General features: G+C 63.1%; 20 protein-coding genes. 12 read left to right on the top strand and 8 right to left on the bottom strand.

Annotated elements, in window-relative coordinates; genetic code table 11:
* Positions 1-133: 133 nt before the first annotated feature.
* From AKN83_RS41735 to AKN83_RS17215, 5 genes are all read left to right on the top strand, one after another.
* Positions 134-262: a hypothetical protein gene (locus AKN83_RS41735; RefSeq protein ID WP_283807383.1), complete on the top strand. Its 129-nt coding sequence runs from the start codon at positions 134-136 to the stop codon at positions 260-262.
* Positions 259-903 carry a TetR/AcrR family transcriptional regulator gene (locus AKN83_RS17230; RefSeq protein WP_050405263.1) on the top strand — a complete coding sequence of 215 codons (645 nt, stop codon included), beginning with the start codon at positions 259-261 and terminating at the stop codon, positions 901-903. The genes AKN83_RS41735 and AKN83_RS17230 overlap by 4 nt, the downstream gene beginning before the upstream one ends.
* Positions 900-1,673 carry an SDR family NAD(P)-dependent oxidoreductase gene (locus AKN83_RS17225; protein ID WP_050405262.1) on the top strand — a complete coding sequence of 258 codons (774 nt, stop codon included), beginning with the start codon at positions 900-902 and terminating at the stop codon, positions 1,671-1,673. Before AKN83_RS17230 ends, AKN83_RS17225 begins: the two co-directional genes overlap by 4 nt.
* Positions 1,674-1,682: 9 nt before the next feature.
* The gene (locus tag AKN83_RS17220) at positions 1,683-3,605 is read left to right on the top strand and encodes a flavin-containing monooxygenase (protein WP_050405261.1); all 1,923 of its coding nucleotides are present in this window, start codon (positions 1,683-1,685) and stop codon (positions 3,603-3,605) included.
* Positions 3,606-4,104: 499 nt separating this feature from the next.
* Positions 4,105-4,737: a 2-hydroxychromene-2-carboxylate isomerase gene (locus tag AKN83_RS17215; protein WP_050405260.1), complete on the top strand. Its 633-nt coding sequence runs from the start codon at positions 4,105-4,107 to the stop codon at positions 4,735-4,737.
* 39 nt (positions 4,738-4,776) lie between these two features.
* On the opposite strand, the gene AKN83_RS17210 is transcribed toward AKN83_RS17215, so the two are convergent.
* Complete coding sequence (locus tag AKN83_RS17210; RefSeq protein ID WP_050405259.1) at positions 4,777-5,787, bottom strand: glutathione S-transferase N-terminal domain-containing protein; 1,011 nt, start codon at positions 5,785-5,787, stop codon at positions 4,777-4,779.
* Positions 5,784-7,280 (bottom strand): M81 family metallopeptidase, encoded by a 1,497-nt coding sequence (locus AKN83_RS17205; protein ID WP_050405343.1) that lies wholly within the window; start codon positions 7,278-7,280, stop codon positions 5,784-5,786. The genes AKN83_RS17210 and AKN83_RS17205 overlap by 4 nt, the downstream gene beginning before the upstream one ends.
* A gap of 186 nt (positions 7,281-7,466) precedes the next feature.
* On the opposite strand from AKN83_RS17205, the gene AKN83_RS17200 reads away from it, so the two are divergent.
* From AKN83_RS17200 to AKN83_RS17170, 7 genes are all read left to right on the top strand, one after another.
* Entirely contained in the window at positions 7,467-8,261 is a 795-nt protein-coding gene (locus AKN83_RS17200; RefSeq protein ID WP_050405258.1) for a class II aldolase/adducin family protein, read from the top strand.
* A gap of 670 nt (positions 8,262-8,931) precedes the next feature.
* Entirely contained in the window at positions 8,932-10,521 is a 1,590-nt protein-coding gene (locus AKN83_RS17195) for an ABC transporter substrate-binding protein (RefSeq protein WP_050405257.1), read from the top strand.
* Between the two features lie 56 nt (positions 10,522-10,577).
* The gene (locus AKN83_RS17190; RefSeq protein ID WP_050405256.1) at positions 10,578-11,513 is read left to right on the top strand and encodes an ABC transporter permease; all 936 of its coding nucleotides are present in this window, start codon (positions 10,578-10,580) and stop codon (positions 11,511-11,513) included.
* 67 nt (positions 11,514-11,580) lie between these two features.
* Complete coding sequence (locus AKN83_RS17185) at positions 11,581-12,402, top strand: ABC transporter permease (RefSeq protein ID WP_050405255.1); 822 nt, start codon at positions 11,581-11,583, stop codon at positions 12,400-12,402.
* A complete protein-coding gene (locus tag AKN83_RS17180; RefSeq protein WP_050405254.1) occupies positions 12,399-13,379 on the top strand; it encodes an ABC transporter ATP-binding protein in 981 nt (326 codons plus the stop codon). Before AKN83_RS17185 ends, AKN83_RS17180 begins: the two co-directional genes overlap by 4 nt.
* The gene (locus AKN83_RS17175) at positions 13,372-14,409 is read left to right on the top strand and encodes an ABC transporter ATP-binding protein (protein ID WP_050405253.1); all 1,038 of its coding nucleotides are present in this window, start codon (positions 13,372-13,374) and stop codon (positions 14,407-14,409) included. Before AKN83_RS17180 ends, AKN83_RS17175 begins: the two co-directional genes overlap by 8 nt.
* A 108-nt stretch (positions 14,410-14,517) precedes the next feature.
* The gene (locus tag AKN83_RS17170) at positions 14,518-14,982 is read left to right on the top strand and encodes a GNAT family N-acetyltransferase (protein ID WP_050405252.1); all 465 of its coding nucleotides are present in this window, start codon (positions 14,518-14,520) and stop codon (positions 14,980-14,982) included.
* A gap of 71 nt (positions 14,983-15,053) precedes the next feature.
* Here the strand turns inward: AKN83_RS17170 and AKN83_RS17165 are convergent, their stop codons facing one another.
* The 6 genes from AKN83_RS17165 to xoxF5 form a co-directional block, all read right to left on the bottom strand.
* Entirely contained in the window at positions 15,054-16,196 is a 1,143-nt protein-coding gene (locus AKN83_RS17165; RefSeq protein ID WP_050405251.1) for an epoxide hydrolase family protein, read from the bottom strand.
* 76 nt (positions 16,197-16,272) lie between these two features.
* Positions 16,273-17,226, bottom strand: a complete 954-nt coding sequence (locus tag AKN83_RS17160) for a hypothetical protein (protein ID WP_050405250.1) — start codon at positions 17,224-17,226, stop codon at positions 16,273-16,275.
* 138 nt (positions 17,227-17,364) lie between these two features.
* Positions 17,365-17,928, bottom strand: a complete 564-nt coding sequence (gene gfa, locus AKN83_RS17155) for an S-(hydroxymethyl)glutathione synthase (RefSeq protein ID WP_050405249.1) — start codon at positions 17,926-17,928, stop codon at positions 17,365-17,367.
* Between the two features lie 33 nt (positions 17,929-17,961).
* Positions 17,962-19,071, bottom strand: coding sequence for an S-(hydroxymethyl)glutathione dehydrogenase/class III alcohol dehydrogenase (locus tag AKN83_RS17150; RefSeq protein WP_050405342.1), 1,110 nt, complete (start codon positions 19,069-19,071; stop codon positions 17,962-17,964).
* Positions 19,072-19,121: 50 nt separating this feature from the next.
* Positions 19,122-19,598 carry a c-type cytochrome, methanol metabolism-related gene (locus tag AKN83_RS17145; RefSeq protein WP_050405341.1) on the bottom strand — a complete coding sequence of 159 codons (477 nt, stop codon included), beginning with the start codon at positions 19,596-19,598 and terminating at the stop codon, positions 19,122-19,124.
* A 124-nt stretch (positions 19,599-19,722) separates the two neighbouring features.
* Positions 19,723-21,525, bottom strand: coding sequence for a lanthanide-dependent methanol dehydrogenase XoxF5 (gene xoxF5 / locus AKN83_RS17140; protein ID WP_050405248.1), 1,803 nt, complete (start codon positions 21,523-21,525; stop codon positions 19,723-19,725).
* Positions 21,526-21,895 lie beyond the last annotated feature (370 nt).

Genomic DNA, 21,895 nt, shown 5'->3' with positions numbered 1-21,895 from the left:
TGCCGGAGATCGTTTCGTCTCCGTGACCACAATGCTTTCAGAGCAAGGGGGGTGACGTCAAGCCAAAGATGAATTACGAGTCAGAATTCACCGCGGGAGAATACGACGCGGGAATCAGCTCGACGAGCGGCAAATGATCAATCTTTTCAGCTTCATCGCATTTCATGCCCGGCGGTCTCCGGACCGCGACAACCTGCCGCGCAATCCATCCGGCAAGATGCTCAAGCGCGTGCTGCGCGCCGAACTCGAGGCCACCGCATGACGCAAGCGACTTCAGCCAAAGTGACAAAACTGAACCGGGTCGAGCGCAACGCCTGGACCAAGCAGAAGATCTTCGACGCCGCCACCAAGGTCGTCGGCAAATACGGCTACGCCGAAGCCTCGGTTGCGCGGATAACGGAAGCTGCCGGCGTCGCCCAAGGCACCTTCTACAATCATTTCGAGAACCGTCAGGAGCTGCTCGACCAGTTGCTGCCGAAGATCGGCCTCGACATGGTTCGCTTCATCCATTCGCGCACGGGCACTGCGAACGAGGCCCGGCAGGAGGTCGAGCGCTTCAGCGCGTTCTTTGATTTCATCCGCGAGGTTCCCGAGTTTCTCCGCATCCTCAACGAGGCCGAATTCTTCGCGCCGATCGGCTACCAGAAGCATTTCGACAACATTTCCAGCGCTTATGTCCGCATCCTGCAGCGCGCGCGGGCCGCAGGAGCGACCAACACCTTCAGCGACGAGGAATTCGAGGCCATCGTCCAGGTCTTGATGGGCGCGCGCGGCTATCTCAGCCGCCACTATTCCTACTCCGAACAAGGCGTCACCGCCGTGCCTGATTACGTCATCACGGCCTATCAGAAGCTGGTCACGCGCGGCCTGTTCACCACGAGCGACAAGGGAAGGAAATCATGAGCGTCGACGGCACCATCCTCGTCACCGGCGGCAGCCGCGGCATTGGCGCTGCGACCGCAACTCTGCTCGCCGATCAGGGCCATCGCGTGATCATCGTCGACATCGCTCCCGAGCCGCTGGCCGGAACCGCCGCCATCCTCTGGCCGGCGCCGTTCGACGTCGCAAGCGAAAGCGCTGTCGTCGCCGGCATTGCCGATATCGAGAAGGCACACGGCCCGATCACGGGCCTCGTCAACGCGGCGGGCGTGTTCGGCAAGATGCACAGGATCGAGCGGGTGCGGATGGAGCAATGGGACCGCGAGATCAATATCGACCTGCGCGGCACGTTTCTGGTCGCGCGCAGCGTCGGCATCGAAATGGCGAAGCGGCGGCACGGCGCGATTGTCAACGTCGCCTCGGTGGCCGGCATGACGTCGGGTCCAATCCACGCCTATACCGCGGCGAAGGCTGGCGTCATCCAGATCACACAGACGCTCGCCGCCGAATGGGGACGTTCCGGCGTCCGCGTCAACGCGGTGTCGCCCGGCTTCACCCGCACCGCAGCGCTCGAAGCCGGCATAGCGTCGGGCGCCCTGAACAAGGATCTGCTGGCGCGGCCGACTGCGATGAACCGGCTGGTTGAGCCGGTGGAAGTGGCGCAGGCGATCGCCTGGCTGCTCTCGCCGCAGAGCAGCGGCGTAACCGGCATCAACCTGCCGGTCGATGCCGGCTACATCGTCGGCACTACCTGGGCCGCCTATGGCGGCCTGCCGGAAGCACCGGCGAGCTGAGGATAACACATGAATATCGAGCTTCCGCGCCAACACCTCGATCTGTCCTCCGCCATCGCCGAAGGCGACATCCGCGTGCTGCTGATGGTGCTGGTGCACATGACCGGCGACGAGAAATGGCTCGAGCCGCCGTACAAGCCGAAGCGCGACGTCCGCCTGATCCCCGATCCCGACGCCGGCGTGCCAAAGGAGATCCAGGACGAGATCCGCGCGGCCGTCCTGAACCTGTTCGCGAATGGCACGCCGAAGCCCGTCATCACCGATCCCGGCGATGAGCTGATGCTGCGGATGATGCGCGCGACGATCGGCGAGAATGTCGCGCCGGAATATGCTCCGCTGATGCGGGAAGAGATGGGGTTCGTTCCCCGCGACGCACGCTGGCGCGAGCGCCCCTCCGAGGCGAGGCTTGTGCAGCAGCACGTGCTGATCGTCGGCGCCGGGGTCTGCGCGATCGCGCTCGGCGTTGCGCTCGGGCGGCTCGGCATTCCCTACACCATCGTCGAGATGCAGGACGAGATCGGCGGCACCTGGTACGTCAACCGCTATCCCGGCTGCGGCGTCGACACGCCGAACCACTCCTATTCGTTCTCGTTCGGCGCTCGCAATCCCTGGACCCGCTATTTTGCACAGCGCCAGGAATTGCTGGACTACCTCCTCAAGGTCGTCCGCGAATACGACATCCGCAAGCACGTCCGCCTTTCGACCGAACTGGTCGCCTCGCGTTGGGACGAGGGCAAGCGGCGCTGGATCTCGACGCTGAAAACCGCGAACGGCGAGGAGACCTTCGAGTCCACCGCCCTGGTCAGCGCGATCGGCCAGCTCAATGATCCCTTGCCTGCCCGCTTCACCGGCGACGAGGATTTCAAGGGCCTTAAGATTCACTCGGCGCTGTGGTCCGACGACATCAAGCTCGACGGCAAGCATATTGCCGTGATCGGCACCGGCGCGACCGCGATGCAGCTGGTGCCCTCGATCGCGGATCGCGTCGCCTCGGTCACCGTCTACCAGCGCACAGCGCAGTGGGCGCGGCCGGTCAGGGGTTATTCCGATCCGATCACCGAAGGCGCGCAGTGGCTGCTCGCCCATCTGCCGTTCTACGTACAGTGGTATCGCTTCAACATGTTCTGGCGTTACGGCGACGGACTGCTGCCGTTCCTGCGCAAGGATCCGACGTGGCCGCATCCGGAGCGCGCCGTCAACAAGAGCAACGACCGGCATCGCCAGGAATTGGCCGACTTCATCCTCTCCGAGCTTAAGGATCGTCCCGACCTGATCGAGAAGTGCATGCCGACCTATCCGCCCTACGGCAAGCGCATCCTGCTCGACAACAACTGGTTCAAGACGCTGACCCGTCCCAACGTCGAGCTGGTCACCGACAAGATCGACCATTTCGCGGCGAACGGCATCGTCACAAGCGACGGCACATCGCGGCGGCACGACGTCGTCGTGATCTCGACCGGCTTCAAGGTCTCGGAGATGGCGGCGCGTCTCAACATTACCGGGCGTGACGGCAAGAACCTCAAGCAGACGTGGCGTAACGACAATCCGACCGCATATCTCGGCCTCACCGTGCCTGACTTCCCCAATTTGTTTCTGATGCTCGGCCCCAACTCGGGGCCTGCGCATGGCGGCAGCGTGATCTTCCAGTCGGAATGCCAGAGCCGCTACATATCCGCCTGCCTCGTCGAGATGATCGAGAACGACATCGCCGCGATTGATGTGCATCCCGACGCACACGACGAATATATCCGCAGTGTCGACGCCGAGCATGAGCAGCTGATCTGGACGCATCCGGGCATGACGACGTACTACCGCAATAGCAGCGGCCGGGTGTTCTCGGCTATGCCGTGGCGGTTTGTCGACTATTGGAAAATGACGCACGATCCGGACCTCACGCAGTATCGTAAAACCAAGGCGCGACAGGAAAGCTGACCTGAATTACCCCGCTCGTTAACTTGACAGCGGACCATAACTGCCGCAGCATTTCACTGGCTGCACCTGTCGGGGTGTAGGAGCGTCTGCTCCTCGCGTCGCAGGAATTGACGGACGATTATGGGATCGGCCGCCAGGCAGCAGAAGCGGACAGAGGTCCGTCGGCCCACCCTTGGAGAGGAGCATGACGCCACCGGCGAAAGCCAGCGACCTTGCTCGGCAAGGTCTCGGTGCACGTTGAGGCGAACAGCAGCTGCTAGCCGCGTGTGCCGCCGACAATCTGAACATATCCGCAGGACGAGAGCGCAAAGGCCAAGCGCTCTCAGGTCCAGAAACACCACTGGTCTACACCAGAGATTCTTCGCTAAAACGAAGTAGCAGGGCCCCGCGATGCTTGAATGCACCGGGGCCCATTCGTTTGCGCGCCTCCTCTCCCTCGTCGCACCGCATTGCGCGACCGCGCCGGATCGGAAACAATCGTCCCGACAGGTGAGGAACGATGACCGAAAAGCCGCGCGTACGCATCTATACGGACTACAAATCTCCCTACGCCTATGTCGCCAACAAGCGGCTGTTCGAGCTCGAAGACACCATTGGCGTCGAGCTGGAATGGCTGCCCTACACACTTCGAATTCCCGAGTTCATGGGCACGGTCGAGGAGCGCACGCCGCATTTCTGGCGCAAGGTGCGTTACTCCTACATGGATGCGCGACGGTTCGCGAATGCGCAGGGACTGACCATGAAGGGGCCGCGCCGGATCTACGACGCATTCTATTCAAGCGCCGGGATGCTGTTCGCGCAGCGCCATGGGCTGTTCCGGCCTTACCATGACACGGTGTTCCGGAAATTTTGGAACCACGAGCTGGAGATCGACGATCTGTCCGAGATCGCCGGCGTGATCTCCGCGATCGGCGGCTCCGCCGACGCCTTCGAGGCCTATGTTCGCGGCCCTGCCCGCGCGGAACACGATCGCATCATCGACGAGGCCGAAGCGCTCGGCGTGTTCGGCGTGCCCAGCATGGTTTTTAACGGCGAGCTGTTCTGGGGCGGCGATCGCATCGACATGCTGATCGAGCGGATCAGGCATCCGGAATCGGTCGCCGCCGCACTCGGGAGCGGGCGCCGGACTTAAGTTCTCGCGGTTTTGAACCTAGTTACCGTCCTCGATCGATCAGCTTCCATACAGGATCGCCCAGCATCCCGTGCGTTCAAGCACGGCCTTCAACGCCGCGCGATCTCCGGCATCGAGCGCGGCAAATTTGTCGCGCAGCTGCTGCAGGCACTTGACCTGATATTTGAACGGCGCCAGCGCATAAGGCAGTCCCCAGACATTGATCTCGAGCCGCTCGAGGCCCTTCGCGAACGCGTCCGCGTTGGCGGCCAGGAACGGCAGATAGAGCTCCCCCGCAATCCGCAGTAGCGCTTCGGCGAACCCGCCGAGCGCCTGCTCGCGCGGATACCAGGTGCCCTCGACACCCGAGGCATCATCGAGCCGTCGCACCCAATGATCGGTGAACGGCGCGCGCTCGCGCATGATCCGCATCGGGGTCGGATCGGTCGCCATCTCGCTGAGCTGGCCGAACCAGGCGAAATCCGCCAGCGACGGCCGGCTGCCGAACAGATAATTCGTCATGCCGACATGCGGCTCGAACGCTGCGAGAGTCCGCCGATAGCTCTCCTCCAGCAACGGCCTGTTCTCTTCGGTCGCACCGAGGATGACCATGCGCGAAATCTGCCGCTGCCGGAATTCCTCGATCTCCTCGCGGCTGCCGGCCGCGGCATCGGACGTCGACCACTCCTCGCCCGCCCAGCGCGAGACATAGGCCTGATCTTCCGGATCCCACCAGCGATACAGAAACAGCGGCTTCACCGCCCATTCGTCGGCGAGGTCCTCGAGCAGATCGCAGACGAAGGCTGTGGCCTTGTCCTCCGGTATCACCGAACGTCCCCGGTGACGCGCTTCCAGATCATAGGCCAGCGTCGTGGTCTCGCCGCGATAGCTGCCGTCGGGATATTGCAGCACCGGAATCAGCATCGGTTTCAGATGCGCTGTCGCCGCGCGCAACGCCTTGGTCATGATCACCCAGTCGTGCGGGATCCGCCGGTAGCGCATCAGCGCCCGCAGTTTGATCGCATAGGGCGACGCAGTCGAACCGATCAGGCGATAGCGGCCTTCCGTCATGACGACGCCTCCGAAAACGCGGGATTGCCGTACGGGTAGAACCGCGTGAGATCGACATTCCGGTAAGGCAGCTTGTCCAGCCGCGTCGTGCCGAGGAACGGCTGGTCCGGTTCGACCAGCAGGATCGTCCTGGCAAAGCCATTGTCGTCGAAGCCGCGCCGGAAATGCACCCGCGACTTGATCACCATCACATCGAAGCTGCCGATGTCCGGCACCAGCGTCTTCAGAGAGAACGGCTCCATGACCTGCACCAGGTAGGTGGAGAGTATCAGCACATTGTTGCGGCCGAAGCGCACGCAGACCCAGAACTTCCCGTAGCCGTCACCCGCCGCCGAGATGGTGCCCTGGATCCGGACCGGATCGCCCGCCGACTCGTCAGCGCGGCCACCGATCTCCATGTCGAAGGCATCGCCGGTCTTGGCGCCGGCCGCCTTCAGGCTTGCCGTTGCCCTGGCATCGGCAATGGTCGCGATGACAGTGTTGGCGAGGTCCTGCGCGATGATCTCGCGCAGCAGCCACGTCGCCGATCCCGAGCGGTCGCTGTGATCGGCCAGCACCACCGGCGTGTTGCCATCGGCGACGGCCTGCTTTGCCAGCGCAACGCCCTCGGCAATGCTGTGGAGTTTCGTCGATCGCAACAGAGCTTCGCGCAGCCGCCAGATCGTGCCGGCGAGATCGCGCGCGATTTGCTCGGCGAGCTTCGGGTTGTCGTTGGTCAGAACCTGCACGGTCATGCCGACATCGGGAACATCGGCGAACGGGAAGCCGAAGAAGATATTGACGTAGACGTCGACCTCGCGGCCCTCCCACACCAGCGCGCGCTGCACGAGATCCATCCACGGACGCGCCCCGGTCCATTGCAGCACGGTGGGCGAGATCACGGGAACCTTGATCGTCTTATGCGCCGGTCTGTAGTCGCCGCGGATCGCCCGCACCAGCATGCGCGCCGCCCGTTCGCCCTGCAGATGCGCATCATAGTGCGGGAAATATTTGACCGCGAACGCCATGTCCGCCTGCTCGAGGAAGGCCTCGTCCTCATTGCCGTGAGGATCGAAGGTCGCGGCGATGAAGGCGGAGCGACCGACCACCTCGCGCACCTGCCGCGCCAGATCGGCCTCCGGCCGCGGCACGTCGCGCACGGCCATCGCGCCATGCAGGCACAGATAGACCCCGTCGAACGGCCCGTCCTCCTTGAGCCCGGCAATCATCCTGCCGGTGAAGGTCCGGTAGGCCTCCTGGGTGACCCAGCCCGACCCAGTGTAGGTCTTCGGCCAGAGCGGGGATTCGATGCCGACCAGTTCGACTTCGGAAAACTCGCGCGCCACCTGCACGAAGCCGCCCATATAGTTCTTGGGATCGAACTGCAGCAGCGCCTCGCCCTTCGCCGGCGAGCCCGGATAGATGAAGTCGTCGAGCGTGGTCTCGTTCGGCAGGAACGAGACGGTTTCGTGGGAAAAATGCAGGACGGCAATACGAATCTTGCGTTCGCTCATCTTGTGCGCCTCGACTGTTTTCCGCATCCTGACATCGAAGGTGCGGCGCGCCAATGCCGCATTCGGTTTTTGCCCGCCAGACCTGCAAATAAGCAGACGCGCCGCCGCTTGCCGCGTCACCGATTCTGCTATGGTCCGCGCAACAATCGGGCCCCGGCCTCGCAGACATCTCAAGGAGAGAACGCCATGAATCCCCCCGTCAGCTCGCCCGCGATCAAGGTCGTGAAATCCGTTCGCGAGCAAGTGAGCGCCGAGGAATGGCAAGCCCGTGTCGATCTCGCCGCCTGCTATCGCCTCACGGCGATGTACGGCATGACCGAGATGATCGCGAACCACATTTCCTGCCGCGTGCCCGGCACCACCGACCAGTTCCTGATCAACGCCTACGGCATGCTGTACGAGGAGATCGACGCCTCAAGCCTGATCAAGGTCGACGTCGAGGGCAACACGCTGCTCAACGCCACCGACTACGACGTCAATGTCGCCGGCTTCGTCATTCACAGCGCCATCCACATGGCCAAGCACGACATGGATTGCGTCGCGCACACCCACACCCCGGCCGGCATGGCGGTGTCCGCGATGGAATGCGGCCTGCTGCCGCTGGCGCAGACCTCGATGCGCTTCCTGCACATCGCCTATCACGACTTCGAAGGCATTGCCGACAATGTCGATGAGCGCGAGCGCCTGGTGCGCGACCTCGGCGACAACGAAGCGATGATCCTGCGCAACCATGGCCTGCTCGTCGTCGGCCGCACCGTGCCGGCCGCGTTCAACGTGCTGTTCCGCCTCGAGCGCGCCTGCCAGACCCAGGTGATGGCGCTGTCCTGCAACACCAAGTTGATCTATCCGCCGCAAAACATCCTCGAAGACACCTATGAGCGGATGCTGCCCAAGCCCGGCCGCGCCGCCCGCAATGGCGAGCTGGCCTGGCCCGCGCTGCTGCGCAAGCTCGATCGCGCCGATCCGTCGTACCGGGAGTGAGGATTGAGATCGACGTTGCGTCGTAACACATCTTCCGCGATGCCGCCGGGGGAATCGGACAGGCGACTTTCCCCCCGTCGTCCCGAAGGCGGGACCCATACGCCGCGGAAATATTGTTGACGGAACTCGTCGTCCCGGCGGTGCACGGCATCAGCACTTATGGTTATGGGTCGCGGCCTTCGCCGGGACGACGATGAGGATGGGTCTCGCGCGCTACGATGTACGGTCATTGCGTAGTTCATCTCGGTGTCATCGCCCGGCTCGACCCGTCGATGACAGGTGCAGTTGGGGCCACAGCATCGCATTCTCGCGACATCATTTGCCCGAGTCTTGCTTTTCGTTCCGCCCTCGAGCCGGGTGCCGATCGCCCCGAACCTGGCTGCACGATTTCGGGACGAAAGCCGAAACCCTTTCAATCGTAAGCGTTTGCACACTCGCAAAAGTTGCAAAGCGGGATTTCCGGCGCGCTCACATGGTGACCGGTGAGCGACGCGGTCCTTCGGACCAGATGCGTGCAACCTGCGGCGTTTCGTTGATCCTGCCCTTCGCACCGAGCCGACGGAAATATTTGGTGCCGGTCACCCCCGACATGACACGAGGACCCTTGCGCTTGACGTACTGCCGATGGTCAACTCGCTGATCGGAACGCGTCTGTAGCGTTGGGGGAAGCATGAAGTTCAAGATGTTTGCGATCGCGGTCGGCCTCGGGCTCGCGCTCGCCGCCACAGCGGAGGCCCAGACACCGCGCAAGGGCGGGACCATTCGCATGACGGCGCCCTATGGCTCCAGCTTCACCAGCATGGACATCCACACCACACCGCGCGCCCAGGACGAGATCTACGCCAAGGCCCTGCACCGCTCGCTCTACATCTGGGACTCGACCGAGGGCAAGCCGGTGCTGGAACTTGCCAAGGAGGTCACCGTCTCGGGCGGCGGTCTCATCTATACGTTCAAGCTACGCGACGACGCCTATTTCCACAACGGCCGCAAGATGACGGCCGACGACATCATCTGGTCCTACAACCGCATCATGGACGGCACCAAGGCCTATCCCGGCGCCCGTTTCGTCCGCCTGATCGAGGGCGCGGCCGAGGTAGAGAAAGGCCAGGCCAAGGAAATCTCCGGCCTGAAGAAGATCGACGACTTCACCCTCGAAATGAAGCTGACCGAGAAGGTCGATCCCGCCTTCTATTTCTTCACCGCGTTGACCTCGATCTACCCCGCCGACGAGGGCGGAAAGGAAAGCTTCCTCCAGAAGCCGATCGGTCTTGGTCCGTTCAAGTTCGTCGAGCACGTGCCGGGATCGCGCATCGTGCTGGAACGCTGGGACCGGTTCTACAAGCCCGGCAAGCCATATGCCGACAAGGTCGTGATATCGCTGATGGGCGAAGCCGCGGCGCGCGATGTCGCCTTCCGCAACAAGGAAATCGACACCTCGGTGCTGGGGCCGGCGCAATACGTCGCCTATCAGGCCGATCCCAACCTCAAGGGCACCATCGTCGAGGTCGCCGAGGTCTTCACCCGCTACATGGGGATGAATCCGACGTTCAAGCCGTTCTCCGACAAGCGGGTTCGGCAGGCCGTCAACTATGCGATCGATGCCGATCTGATCATCAGCAAGCTGGTCAAGGGCAAGGCCTATCGCGCCACGAGTTGGCTGCCTTTGACCTCGCCGGCATACGACAAAACCATGAAGCCCTATCCCTACGATCCAGCGAAGGCGAAGCAATTGCTCGCGGATGCGGGTTATCCCAACGGCTTTGAATTCGAATGGACCACCAGCCAGAACGAAAGCTGGGGCCTGCCGATCGTCGAAGCCGCGATCCCGATGCTGGACAAGGCGGGCATCAAGGTGAAGGTCAAGCAGATCGAGACAGCGGTGCTGGCAGAGGTCATCCGCAAGGGCGACTTCCAGGCCTTCATCTATTCCCAGGCCACCGGCCCGGATCCGCAGGCAGCGCTCAAATGCTTCCATTCGGCGACGCCGCAATCGGCCTGCAACTACACGACCTTCAAGAACCCGGACTTCGACAAGATCATCGATGACGCCGGCCAGACCGACGATGCCACAAAGCGCGTCCAGCTGCTGCAAAAGGCCAATGCGCTGCTGCAGGAGGAAGCGCCGATCTGGTTCTTCAACTACAACAAGGCTGTCATGGCGGTGCAGCCCTGGCTCAAGGGAATTCAGCTGGATGCAACCGAGCTGACCCATCAGAATGTCGAAGACCTCTGGGTCGACGAGACCTCGCCCGCGCAGTGACAGGTGCCATGCTCCTCCATCGCGACAAACGATCGAGGGAGTGAGGAGAGCGCCCCATGCTGTCCTTCGCGATCCGTCGAGTCCTGCAAACCATTCCGACCGTGCTGGCCGTCGTGCTGTTGATCTTCGTGTTGTTCAGCGTCGTTCCGGGCAGCATCGTGTCGAGCATGGGCGATGACGGCCGAGGCCCGACCGACCCACAGGTCGTGGAACGCATGAAGAAGCAGCTCGGGCTCGACGATCCCGTCTATGTGCGTTTCGGCTCCTATGTCGCCAAGCTCACGACGGGTGATTTCGGGACCTCGTTCCGGACCCGCGAGCCGGTCACGACCATGGTCGCCAAACGGATGTGGCCGACGCTGCAGCTGATCTTCGCAGCCCTGGCGTTTGCGATTGCCGTCGGCGTACCGCTCGGCTTCATCGCCGCGCTGAGGCCGGGCAGCATTGTCGACACGATCTCGATGGTGCTGGCGGTGTCGGGCCTCTCGATGGCCAAATTCTGGCTCGGGCTGCTGCTGATGTATCTGTTTGCATTGAAGCTCGGCTGGCTGCCGAGTTTCGGCTATGGCGATGGCAGCCTCAAATATCTGCTCCTGCCTGCCGTAACGCTCGGCGTCTCGCCAATGGCGCTGCTGGCGCGGACGACGCGGGCCGCGGTACTCGAGATCATGACCGCAGATTTCGTCCGCACCGCACGCTCCAAGGGCATGAGCGAGACCCGGGTCGTGACGTGGCACGTGATGCGCAATGCCCTCGTCATCATTCTGACCGCGATCGGCCTGCAATTCGGCGTCGTGATGGGCCAGGCCGTCGTCGTCGAGAAACTGTTTTCCTGGCCCGGCATCGGCTCCTTGCTGGTCGACAGCGTCCTGCAGCGCGATATTCCCGCCGTCCAGGGCACCATTCTCGTGGTGGTGCTGTTCTTCCTCACCGTCAATACATTGGTTGATCTGCTCTATGGCGTGATCGACCCCAGGATCAGATACGCATGAGCGGCGGCCGGTCTCATCACGTCAGCGCCCGTTCGATCGTGCAGCCTGCCCCCGCGGAGCGGCCGCGATGAGGCTTGGGACCAGTGCAATCATCGGCGGGGTGCTGTTCGCGCTTGCGATCTTCGTCGGCCTGTTCGCACCGTGGCTCGCCCATACCGATCCGGTCATGGGCGCCAACCTCATGAATGCGGAAGAACCGCCGAGCTGGACCTGGTGGTTCGGCACCGATGCGCAGGGCCGCGATATCTATTCCCGCGTCGTCCACGGCGCGCGGATCTCGCTGACGGTCGGCATCGTCTCGCAGCTCGTCAACAGCGTCATCGGTGTGACGCTGGGCCTGACTGCGGGCTATTGGGGCGGCTGGTGGGACGATTTCGTCAACGGGCTGACCAATCTGATGCTCGCCATCCCCTCACTGATCTTCGCACTCGCCATCATGGCGGTGCTTGGGCCCGGCCTGACCAGCCTCCTGATCGCGCTCGGATTGACCAACTGGTCGTTCACCTGCCGGATCGCACGCGCCTCGACGCTGTCGCTGAAGAGCCAGGGCTATGTGCAGGCCGCAAGAGTGCTCGGGTATGGCGATCTGCGCATCATGATCACGCAGCTGCTGCCGAACATGGTCGGCCCCATCATCGTCATCGGCACGCTCGGCATGGGCGGCGCGGTCCTAGCCGAGGCCTCGCTTTCATTTCTGGGCCTCGGCATCCGTCCGCCCTATCCAAGCTGGGGCAGCATGCTGTCGGAGGCGCGCGACCAGATCACCACGGCGCCGTGGCTGTCCGTCTTCCCGGGCCTTGCGATATTCCTGACGGTGCTCGGCCTCAATCTGCTGGGCGACGGCTTGCGTGACGTGCTCGATCCCCAGTCGCGGAGCCGGCGCTCATGACGGCCGCTCCGCTGATCGAAGTCGAGGACTTGCGAATCGATCTCGACGACGGCGCCAAGCATGTTGCGGCGGTCGAGGGTGTTTCATTCCGCATCGATCGCGGCGAGACATTCGGCCTTGTCGGCGAATCCGGCTGCGGCAAGAGCATCACGGCGCTCGCCTTGATCGGCCTGCTGCGCCGGCCGCTCTCGGTCGCCGCCGGAGCGATACGTTTCGAGGGCCGCGAGATTCAGGGACTTTCCGCGGCCGAGCAGCGCGCGCTGCGCGGCAATCGCATCGCCATGATCTTCCAGGAGCCGATGACGGCGCTCAATCCGGTCTCGCCGGTCGGCCGGCAGATCGCGGAGATGTTCGTGCTGCACAAGGGCAAGAGCTGGCGCGAGGCAGATCAGTTGGCCGTCGAGGCGCTGGCGAACGTGCGTGTTCCGGCACCGGAGCGGCGGGTGAAGGACTACCCGCACCAGCTTTCGGGCGGCATGCGCCAGCGCGTGATGATCGCTATCGCGCTGGCATGCGATCCGGATCTTCTGATCGCCGACGAGCCGACCACCGCGCTCGATGTCACAGTGCAGGCGGAGATCATCGAGCTGATGCGCAACCTGTGCGCCGAGCGCGGCACGGCGATCCTGATGATCAGCCACGATCTAGGCCTCGTCGCCAACGTCTGCCGCCGCGTCGGCGTCATGTATGCCGGACGCATCGTCGAGGAACGCGGCTCGGACGACATCTTCCGCGCCTGCGCGCATCCCTACACGCAAGGCCTGGTCGACTCGCTGCCACGGCTGGGGAGCCGCGCAGCACTCGGCCGGTCGCGGCTCAGGGAAATCGCCGGCGTCGTCCCGGCGATCACAGACTTTCCGAGCGGCTGCCGCTTCAATCCGCGTTGCGCACGGGCAACCGAGATCTGCCGTGCCACCGCACCTGAGACGACATGGCTGGACGCAGGCGGCCTCGTGAGGTGCCATCACCATGCATGAGCCCGCAACGAGGCCCGGCGACGATGTCATCCTCAGCGTCGAAGATCTCGCGGTTCATTTTCCGCTCGGCGGCGGCCTCTTGGGCGGCGGCCGGCGGCTTCTGCGCGCAGTCGACGGCATCGATCTGGAACTGAAGCGCGGTGAGTGCCTCGGCCTGGTCGGCGAATCCGGCTGCGGCAAGTCCACCGTCGCGCTTTCGCTGCTTGGGCTGCTGACGCCGACGCGAGGCCGGATCGTGCTCGACGGCAACGTCGTGACGGGCCAGCGATCGGTCGATCGAAAGCTGCTGGCCCGTACCGCCCAGATGGTGTTTCAGGATCCCTACGCCTCGCTCAATCCGCGCCAGACCGTTCGCCGCACGCTCGAAGACCCGCTGCGCCTGCATGGCGTGACGGCGAAGAGCGAAATCGACGAACGGGTTGCGGCGATGCTCAAACATGTCGGCCTGCGACCCGAGCAGGCCGGCCGCTACCCGCATGAATTCTCAGGTGGCCAGCGCCAGCGCATCGGCATCGCCCGCGCGCTGATCCTCAATCCCAAGATCGTCATCTGCGACGAACCGGTCTCGGCGCTCGATGTCTCGATCCGTGCCCAGATCATCAATCTGCTGCTGGAACTGAAGGAGAGTCTCGGCCTCTCCTACATCATGATCAGCCACGACCTCGGCGTCGTCGAGCACATGAGCGATCGGGTCGCGGTCATGTATCTCGGCCACATTGTGGAGACAGGGGGCTGGCGCGAGATCTTCGAAGGGCCGGCGCACCCGTATACGCAAACCCTGATCGCCGCCATTCCCGACCCGCTGCGCCGCGCGCCGCTCGCGACGACAAGGGGCGAGTTGCCCAATCCGCTCAATCCGCCGGACGGATGCGCATTCAGTCCGCGCTGCCGCTACGCCGAAGCGGTATGCCGGCGCGAGCCCGGGCCTGCGCTGCAAACGCGTACCGACGGGCACGCGGTGCGGTGCTGGCGAGCTGGCGAGATTGCCGCTCAGGCAGCATTCCCAGCGGCCGAACGCGGCCATCCCTGACGTATCGTCATTCCGGGCGTGCGAAGCCCAAACACCCGCTGCGCAGCTAGCCCCCAGCTCCCCCTCCCCGCGATTTGCCGGCGGCGCGTTTTCAACTAAGCTCGCCGGATGGACATGCTCGTCAAGCTGTACGCCCTGCCCGATCCCCGGCCTGCCTATGATCGATTGCATAAGGCCGGAATTGTCATGCGCCGGGCGCTCGCGCCCGAAAAGCACAAGGTCGTGACCTGGGTACGGGAAACATTCAGCGAGGCATGGGCCAGCGAAACCGAGGTCGCGTTCAGCCGCCAACCGGCCTCCTGCTTCATCGCGATCCAACAGAAGAAGATCGCGGGGTTCGCCTGCTATGACGCGGCCTGTCGCAACTTCTTCGGTCCGACCGGCGTCGCGCCGAAGGCGCAGCAGGGCGGCATCGGCAAGGCACTGTTGTTCGCCTGTCTCGAGGACATGAAGCACCAGGGCTTCGGCTACGCCATCATCGGCGGCGTCGGGCCGGCAGAATTCTACTCGAAGGCTGTCGGCGCGGTGGCCATCGAAGGCTCAGCGCCGGGGATTTATCGGGGATTGCTGTAGTTCGTCGCAGTTCTGGTCCGTAGGTATGGGTTTCGCTTCACTCTACCCATCCTACGCGGCCGACGACACCGCTAACGAAGCTTGCCGAAGAACTCCCGCACCTCGCCGACGAACAGTTCGGGCTGCTCGAACGCGGAGAAATGTCCCCCCTTCGGCATCTCGCGCCAATGCTGGATGTTGGTGAAATTCGTCTCCATCCATTTGCGGACCGGCGTGACGATCTCCTTGGGGAATACGGCAACACCGGTCGGCACGGTCACCTTGTGCGGGGTTCGCTTGCCGGGCCCAAAGCTTTCCCAATAGAGCCGTGCCGATGATGCGGCCGTCGCGGTCACCCAGTACAGCATGACATTGTCGAGCAGTTCGTCACGGCTGAGGATATTTTCAGGATGCCCGTCGCAGTCGGTCCAGGCCCAGAACTTTTCCAGGATCCAGGCCGCCTGCCCGCTCGGCGAATCCGTCAGCGCGTAACCGAGCGTCTGCGGCCTGGTGGATTGCTGCTTGGAATAGCCGGAATCCCAGTCGGCATAGTATTTGATGCCGTTGAGTGCACGGGTTTCCTCCGGCGTCGGCTGCCCCTCGACATTGGGCCGGGTCGACATCGCAAGCGTGATGTGGATGCCGGCACAGTGTGCCGCATCCTGTCCGCCGATCGCGGTCGTGACCGCGGAGCCCCAATCGCCGCCCTGCGCGAAGTACCTGGAGTAGCCCAGCCGCTCCATCAGGATGGCCCACGCCTTCGCGATGCGATCGACGCCCCAGCCTGTCGCAGTCGGCTTGGCCGAGAAGCCGAAGCCCGGCAATGACGGGCACACCACATGGAAGGCGTCGGCAGCAACGCCGCCATGCGCCGTCGGATCGGTCAGCGGTTCGATCACCTTGTGGAATTCGACCACCGATCCCGGCCAGCCATGAGTGATGATCAGCGGCCTCGCCTCCGGATGCCTTGAGCGAACATGGATGAAGTGGATATCGAGCCCGTCGATCTCGGTCGTGAACTGGCTGAAACGGTTGAGCCGCGCCTCGCGCTGCCGCCAATCATACCTCTCCGCCCAATAGTTGCAGACGTCCTTGATCCATTGCAGCGGCGCGCCCTGGCTCCAGTCGTCGACCAGCTCGGCCTCGGGCCAGCGGGTTCGGCGCAGCCGGGTGCGGAGATCCTCGAGGACGTCGTCGCTGACGGCGATGCGAAACGGGCTGATGGCGGTAGTCATGGCGTCTCCCCGGGGCTCGAAGGCTGCCCGGGAAAGATAAGGTCGGACCACCAGCCGATCAAACCGCGATGTGAGGTTATTTGCCGAGCGCCGTCTCCAGCAGCGCCTGCGCCTGCTTGGTGGCTTCGGCGAATGCCGGCTGCTCCGGGGCATGCTGAACGAAGCAGCGCTTGAATGCGTCCTCGCCCTGCTGGCGCAGGTCGCCGAGCTTGTCATAGGCCGCCCTGGTGATCTGCTTGCGCTCGAGCTTCTCGGCCGCTTCGTCGGCCTTCTTGTTGTAATCGGTCCGGATCGCCGTACAGGCCGGTACCTTCACGGCGGGTTCGATCTCGCCATAGGCGATGTAGAATTTGCCGTTGGCAAGTGCGGCGACAAATACCTCGTCGGCGGCCTCTGGGGCCGTGTCCTGGGTGCGGCCGGCCAGGAAACCATAAGTCAGGGTGGCTGAGGCCGGTTTGACGACCGGCAACTCGTTGAAGTTGATCACCGCTGCGTCGGTCGAAATCGCTTGCGTGTACAGGCCCTCGAACTTCAGGGCCGGTTCGATCTGCTGCGGCACGTTCTTGCTGCCCTTGTCCCACCACGTCTTGTGCTCGTGCAGCCAGCGCGTGAACAGGGCTTCGGAGGTGACGATGATATGGGCTTTCGGCTCGACGAAGCTGCCGTCGGCGCGCTTTTCGCCGATCTTGCCGCCGTCCCTGCCCTTGTCGGCATCGAAGCGGAGGCCGTCCAGCATGCCGAACCCCATATCGCCCCTATATAGTGTGTCGAGATTGAGCTGCGCGGGCGCAAAGCCCGGTCGGGCGGGCTGCGACAGGATGGCGATCAGTTGCCCTTTCAGGTCGTCGCGCGCGGCAGCCTCGGCCTTGTCCACGGCCTCGTTGATCTTGTTGTCGTTCGACAGCTTGGCGAATTTGGCGATCGCGGCGTCACGCGCGGCGATGTAGCGGTCCTCCGGCGACGCGGCGCGGGCCGGCGACAGGATCAGGATCGGGGACAGGACAAGGGCAAGGCGGAAAACAAAATGCATGCCCTGTGGTCGCCCGCAGGGCATGCAAGGTTCAAGGTCACGGGTACTACCAGCATATCCGTCGCCAGCAGACCCTCTGCCGGCGCCGAATCTCGTCAGGGCGGACGTCATGCCGCCCTTGTCAGGCTGCCTTGTTGGTCAGGCTGCCTTGGATTTCGCCACGTGGGTGGCAATGGCGTCCATCAGCGCCGGCGACAGGCAGTCATAGGGCTCGAGCCCAAGCTCCTTGAGCCGCGACCTGATCCCGGCCATATCCGCCGGCTTGACGCCCGACTCGATCACCGACGACACGAAGGCGGCAAATCCCGGAGCCGCCGAGCCGGGCTCCTGGAACAGTTCGGGATGGATGAAGTCGAGGCCGTAGAACGGATGGCCCTTGTTCTCGATCCGGCCATACATGTGCGTGCCGCATCCGGTGCAGGCATGGCGCTGGATCACCGCCGCGCTATCCACGATCTTCAGCTTGTCGCCGTTCTCCAGCACGGTGACGTTCTCGCGCGGAACGACCGCCACCACCGAGAAGGTGGCGCCGGCCGGCTTCCAGCACTTGGTGCAGCCGCAGGCGTGGTTGTGGGCGACGTCGCCCTTGATTCCGACCTTGACCTTCTTGTCCGCGCATTTGCAGACCAGCGTGCCGCCGGCAAAATTGCCGGAGCCTTGCTTGACGCCATTGTCGACTGACGGGTGGATATGAACAGTCATTGACCTATCCTCCTAGTGCTTGGTGTTTTGATTTCAGAACACGACGACCGAACGGATCGATTTGCCCTCGTGCATCAGGTCGAAGCCCTTATTGATCTCGTCGAGCTTCAGCACGTGGGTGATCATCGGATCGATCTGGATCTTTCCGTTCATGTACCAGTCGACGATCTTGGGCACGTCGGTGCGACCGCGCGCGCCGCCGAACGCAGTGCCTTTCCAGACCCGTCCGGTGACGAGCTGGAACGGCCGGGTTGCGATCTCCTTGCCGGATTCCGCGACGCCGATCACGACCGACACGCCCCAGCCGCGGTGGCAGGCTTCCAGCGCCTGGCGCATCACGTTGGTGTTGCCGGTGCAGTCGAAGGTGTAGTCGGCGCCGCCGTCGGTCAGGCCCACCAAATGCTGCACGATATCGCCGCTCACCTTGGTCGGATTGACGAAATGCGTCATGCCGAACTGGCGGCCCCAATTGTCCTTGGAATCGTTGATGTCGACGCCGATGATCTTGTCGGCGCCCACCATCTTGGCGCCCTGGATCACATTGAGGCCGATGCCGCCGAGGCCGAACACCACGACGTTGGAGCCCGGCGTCACCTTGGCGGTATTGACGACGGCACCGACGCCGGTGGTGACGCCGCAGCCGATGTAGCAGCTCTTGTCGAACGGCGCGTCCTCGCGGATCTTCGCCACCGCGATCTCAGGCAGCACGGTGAAGTTCGAGAAGGTCGAGCAGCCCATATAGTGGAAGACCGTCTTGCCCTTGTAGCTGAAGCGCGAGGTGCCGTCGGGCATCACGCCCTTGCCCTGCGTCGCGCGGATCGCGGTGCAAAGATTGGTCTTCTGGCTGAGACAGCTTTTGCACTGGCGGCATTCGGGCGTGTAGAGCGGGATCACGTGATCGCCAGGCTTCACCGACGTCACGCCGGCGCCGACCTCGCGAACAATGCCGGCGCCTTCGTGCCCGAGCACCGAGGGGAAGATGCCTTCGCTGTCGAAGCCGTCGAGCGTGTAGGCGTCGGTATGGCAGATTCCCGTCGCCTTGATCTCGACAAGGACCTCGCCGGCCTTGGGGCCTTCCAGGTCGAGCTCGACGATCTCAAGCGGCTTCTTGGCTTCAAATGCGACTGCGGCGCGGGTCTTCATCTTGGTCTCCACAAAACATCAAACAGGTTTCTCATTCGCGCCGGACAGGCTCAGTTCTTGTTACCCATGCAGGCGTCTTCCGCCTTGCCATAGGCTTCCGACTTGTCTTCGTGCTTGGCCGGTCGAACACGCCCAACCGCATCATTGGCGCGGGCGCGCAGGTACACATAGAGGTCGTCCATGTAGCAGGCAACGTTCGGATTATCGCCGAATGCCGGCATGACGTTTTCCTGCGACGTCGACACGTTCTTGCGCCCGCTCGCGACCACGCCCATGAAGTCGGCATAGCTCATGGTCTTCAGCGAATCCTTCAATGCCGGCGCGTAAGTCGAGCCCATGCCGTCGGGTCCGTGACAGACGTGGCATTCCGAATGATAACGGCGGTAGCCGGAGTAGGTGTACCAATCCACCGTACCGTCGGACGCGACCTTAAACGTCGGGTTTCCATCCTTGTCGAGATACTTGCCGTCCTCCGACTTGACGGCGGTCGGATCACCTACGTCCTCGGCGGAGGCAACTCCTCCCATTGCCACGACGAAGATCGCGGCAGTCACAGACCAGATCTTACGCAAAAGCATATCCTCGCATGCGGATTGAAGACGGACCGGCGCATGGAGACCGCTCCATGCGCCGGAACGAGGGTTGCTCAGCTCACTGCGGCAGCGAGAACACGGTGAGCGTCCCGCCGAGCGCGGTGTAGTTGCTCAGCGCCGCATAGCCGCCGACTGCACCGAGACCGGCCGTCGGATCAGTCAGACCAGCCGCGAGGCCGATGCCTGCCCAACCGCCAACACCCGACAGCACGGCGATGTACTGCTTGCCGCCGTTTTCATAGGTGGTGACGTTGCCGATGATGCCGGACGGAGTCTTGAACTTGTAGAGCTCCTTGCCCGTCTTGGCGTCGACTGCCTTCAGGTAGCCTTCCAGCGTGCCGTAGAACACCACGCCGCCGGCGGTCGCGAGCGCACCCGACCAGACCGAGAACTGCTCCTTGTTCGACCAGACGATCTTGCCGGTCTTGCCGTCCCAGGCGATGAAGTTGCCCATGTTGGTCTCGCCGGGAGGCGGATACATCGACAGGGTCGCGCCCACATAGGGCTGACCTGCGGTGTAACTGACCTTGAACGGCTCGTAGTCCATGCAGACGTGGTTGGTCGGCACATAGAACAGCTGCGTGTCCGGCGAGTAGGCCGCCGGCTGCTCGTCCTTCGACCCCAGCGCTGCGGGGCAGATGCCCTTGACGTTGTGGTCTTCGCCGGCCTTGTCGGTCGACGCTGCGTCAAGAACCTTCGGACGACCATAGGTCGGCGAGCTCTTGTTCATGTCGACACCGGAGGTCCAGTTCACCTTCGGATCATACTTGTCGGCAACCAGCAGTTCGCCGGTGGCGCGATCGAGCGTGTAGCCGAGGCCGTTACGATCGAAATGCGTCAGCAGCTTGCGCGCCTTGCCGTCGATGTTCTGATCCGACAGGATCATCTCGTTGACGCCGTCATAGTCCCATTCGTCATGGGGCGTCATCTGATAGACCCACTTGGCAACGCCGGTATCCGGGTTCCGCGCCCAGATCGTCATCGACCATTTGTTGTCGCCGGGGCGCTGCTTCGGATTCCAGGTCGAGGGGTTGCCCGATCCGTAGTACACGAGGTTCAGTTCGGGATCGTAGGAGATCCAGCCCCAGGTCGCGCCGCCGCCGATCTTCCACTGATCGCCTTGCCACGTCTTCAGGCTCGAGTCCTTGCCGATCGGCTTGCCAAGCTCGGTGGTCTTGTCATCGACCAGTATCTGGTCATCCGGACCTTCCGAGAAGCCGCGCCAGACCAGCTTGCCGGTCTTGATGTCGTAGGCGCTCATGTGGGCCTGAACGCCGAACTCGCCACCGGAGATGCCGATCAGGACCTTGTCCTTGATCACCATCGGTGCGGAGGTGCCGGTCGATCCCTTGCTCGGATCGCCGTTCTTGACGCTCCACTCCACCTTGCCGGTCTTGGCATCGAGCGCAACCAGCGTGGTATCGGCCTGGTGCAGGAAAATCTTGCCGTCACCATAGGCGACGCCACGGTTGACGGTGTCGCAGCACATCACCGGAATGACGTTCGGATCCTGCTTGGGCTCGTACTTCCAGACGATCTGGTTGTCCTTGGAAAGGTCAATAGCGTAGACCTTGTTCGGGAATGGCGTATGCACGTACATCATGTTGCCGATGATCAGCGGGCCGCCTTCGTGACCGCGCAGCACGCCGGTCGAAAACGTCCATGCTACCTGCAACTTTCCGACGTTCGAGGCGTTGATTTGATTCAGCTTCGAAAAGCGCTGATTGGTGTAATCGCCCGTCGGCATCACCCAGTCTTTCGGGTTCTGCGACATCTTCTGGAGTTCGTCATTGGCGTTGGCAGCTCCGGCGGCAAATACCGCCATTGCCCCAAGGCTGGTCGCGTAAAGCAGCTTGCGCATCGTGGATTTCCTCCCAGGTTCAAGAGCTCAAGGGTTTCCGCCGAGGCGGCCCCACTTCTTCCATTTTGGTACCTCATTCGTAGTCCGATCGAACCCAGCTGACTTGCCCAATAGAGAAGAGCCGTTTGCTCAAAAGCGAAGCTAGGTCAGATTTTTGCAGCCGCTCCCGAGCAGGTGGAAAAGCTTGCTTCATGTTGCAGAGCATCAATCGCAGCCGGCGCAATGCGAGCGCCAGCTTGACGCGTGCTAAGGTTGCGCTTGACGCGCCCAGAACTAAGTCGGAGGATCGCCCCGGCTTTGATCGGGAAGAATTCCCGCCGCCTCCCGAAACTGTTCAGAGTCAGGGAGAAGGCGCATCATCCCGGACCAG

It is taken from the genome of Bradyrhizobium embrapense, assembly GCF_001189235.2.
GTDB classification, from domain to species: Bacteria; Pseudomonadota; Alphaproteobacteria; order Rhizobiales; family Xanthobacteraceae; genus Bradyrhizobium; species Bradyrhizobium embrapense.
The sequence above is the reverse complement of the archived record's forward strand: the minus strand, read 5'-3'. Positions and strand labels throughout refer to the sequence as shown.

Excerpts from the sequence above, each read along its gene's own strand:
- AKN83_RS41735 (WP_283807383.1), top strand. The coding sequence starts at position 134 with ATGATCAATCTTTTCAGCTTCATCGCATTTCATGCCCGGCGGTCTCCG.
- AKN83_RS17230 (WP_050405263.1), top strand. The coding sequence starts at position 259 with ATGACGCAAGCGACTTCAGCCAAAGTGACAAAACTGAACCGGGTCGAG.
- AKN83_RS17225 (WP_050405262.1), top strand. The coding sequence starts at position 900 with ATGAGCGTCGACGGCACCATCCTCGTCACCGGCGGCAGCCGCGGCATT.
- AKN83_RS17220 (WP_050405261.1), top strand. The coding sequence starts at position 1,683 with ATGAATATCGAGCTTCCGCGCCAACACCTCGATCTGTCCTCCGCCATC.
- AKN83_RS17215 (WP_050405260.1), top strand. The coding sequence starts at position 4,105 with ATGACCGAAAAGCCGCGCGTACGCATCTATACGGACTACAAATCTCCC.
- AKN83_RS17210 (WP_050405259.1), bottom strand. The coding sequence starts at position 5,787 with ATGACGGAAGGCCGCTATCGCCTGATCGGTTCGACTGCGTCGCCCTAT.
- AKN83_RS17205 (WP_050405343.1), bottom strand. The coding sequence starts at position 7,280 with ATGAGCGAACGCAAGATTCGTATTGCCGTCCTGCATTTTTCCCACGAA.
- AKN83_RS17200 (WP_050405258.1), top strand. The coding sequence starts at position 7,467 with ATGAATCCCCCCGTCAGCTCGCCCGCGATCAAGGTCGTGAAATCCGTT.
- AKN83_RS17195 (WP_050405257.1), top strand. The coding sequence starts at position 8,932 with ATGAAGTTCAAGATGTTTGCGATCGCGGTCGGCCTCGGGCTCGCGCTC.
- AKN83_RS17190 (WP_050405256.1), top strand. The coding sequence starts at position 10,578 with ATGCTGTCCTTCGCGATCCGTCGAGTCCTGCAAACCATTCCGACCGTG.
- AKN83_RS17185 (WP_050405255.1), top strand. The coding sequence starts at position 11,581 with ATGAGGCTTGGGACCAGTGCAATCATCGGCGGGGTGCTGTTCGCGCTT.
- AKN83_RS17180 (WP_050405254.1), top strand. The coding sequence starts at position 12,399 with ATGACGGCCGCTCCGCTGATCGAAGTCGAGGACTTGCGAATCGATCTC.
- AKN83_RS17175 (WP_050405253.1), top strand. The coding sequence starts at position 13,372 with ATGCATGAGCCCGCAACGAGGCCCGGCGACGATGTCATCCTCAGCGTC.
- AKN83_RS17170 (WP_050405252.1), top strand. The coding sequence starts at position 14,518 with ATGGACATGCTCGTCAAGCTGTACGCCCTGCCCGATCCCCGGCCTGCC.
- AKN83_RS17165 (WP_050405251.1), bottom strand. The coding sequence starts at position 16,196 with ATGACTACCGCCATCAGCCCGTTTCGCATCGCCGTCAGCGACGACGTC.
- AKN83_RS17160 (WP_050405250.1), bottom strand. The coding sequence starts at position 17,226 with ATGCATTTTGTTTTCCGCCTTGCCCTTGTCCTGTCCCCGATCCTGATC.
- gfa (WP_050405249.1), bottom strand. The coding sequence starts at position 17,928 with ATGACTGTTCATATCCACCCGTCAGTCGACAATGGCGTCAAGCAAGGC.
- AKN83_RS17150 (WP_050405342.1), bottom strand. The coding sequence starts at position 19,071 with ATGAAGACCCGCGCCGCAGTCGCATTTGAAGCCAAGAAGCCGCTTGAG.
- AKN83_RS17145 (WP_050405341.1), bottom strand. The coding sequence starts at position 19,598 with ATGGGAGGAGTTGCCTCCGCCGAGGACGTAGGTGATCCGACCGCCGTC.
- xoxF5 (WP_050405248.1), bottom strand. The coding sequence starts at position 21,525 with ATGCGCAAGCTGCTTTACGCGACCAGCCTTGGGGCAATGGCGGTATTT.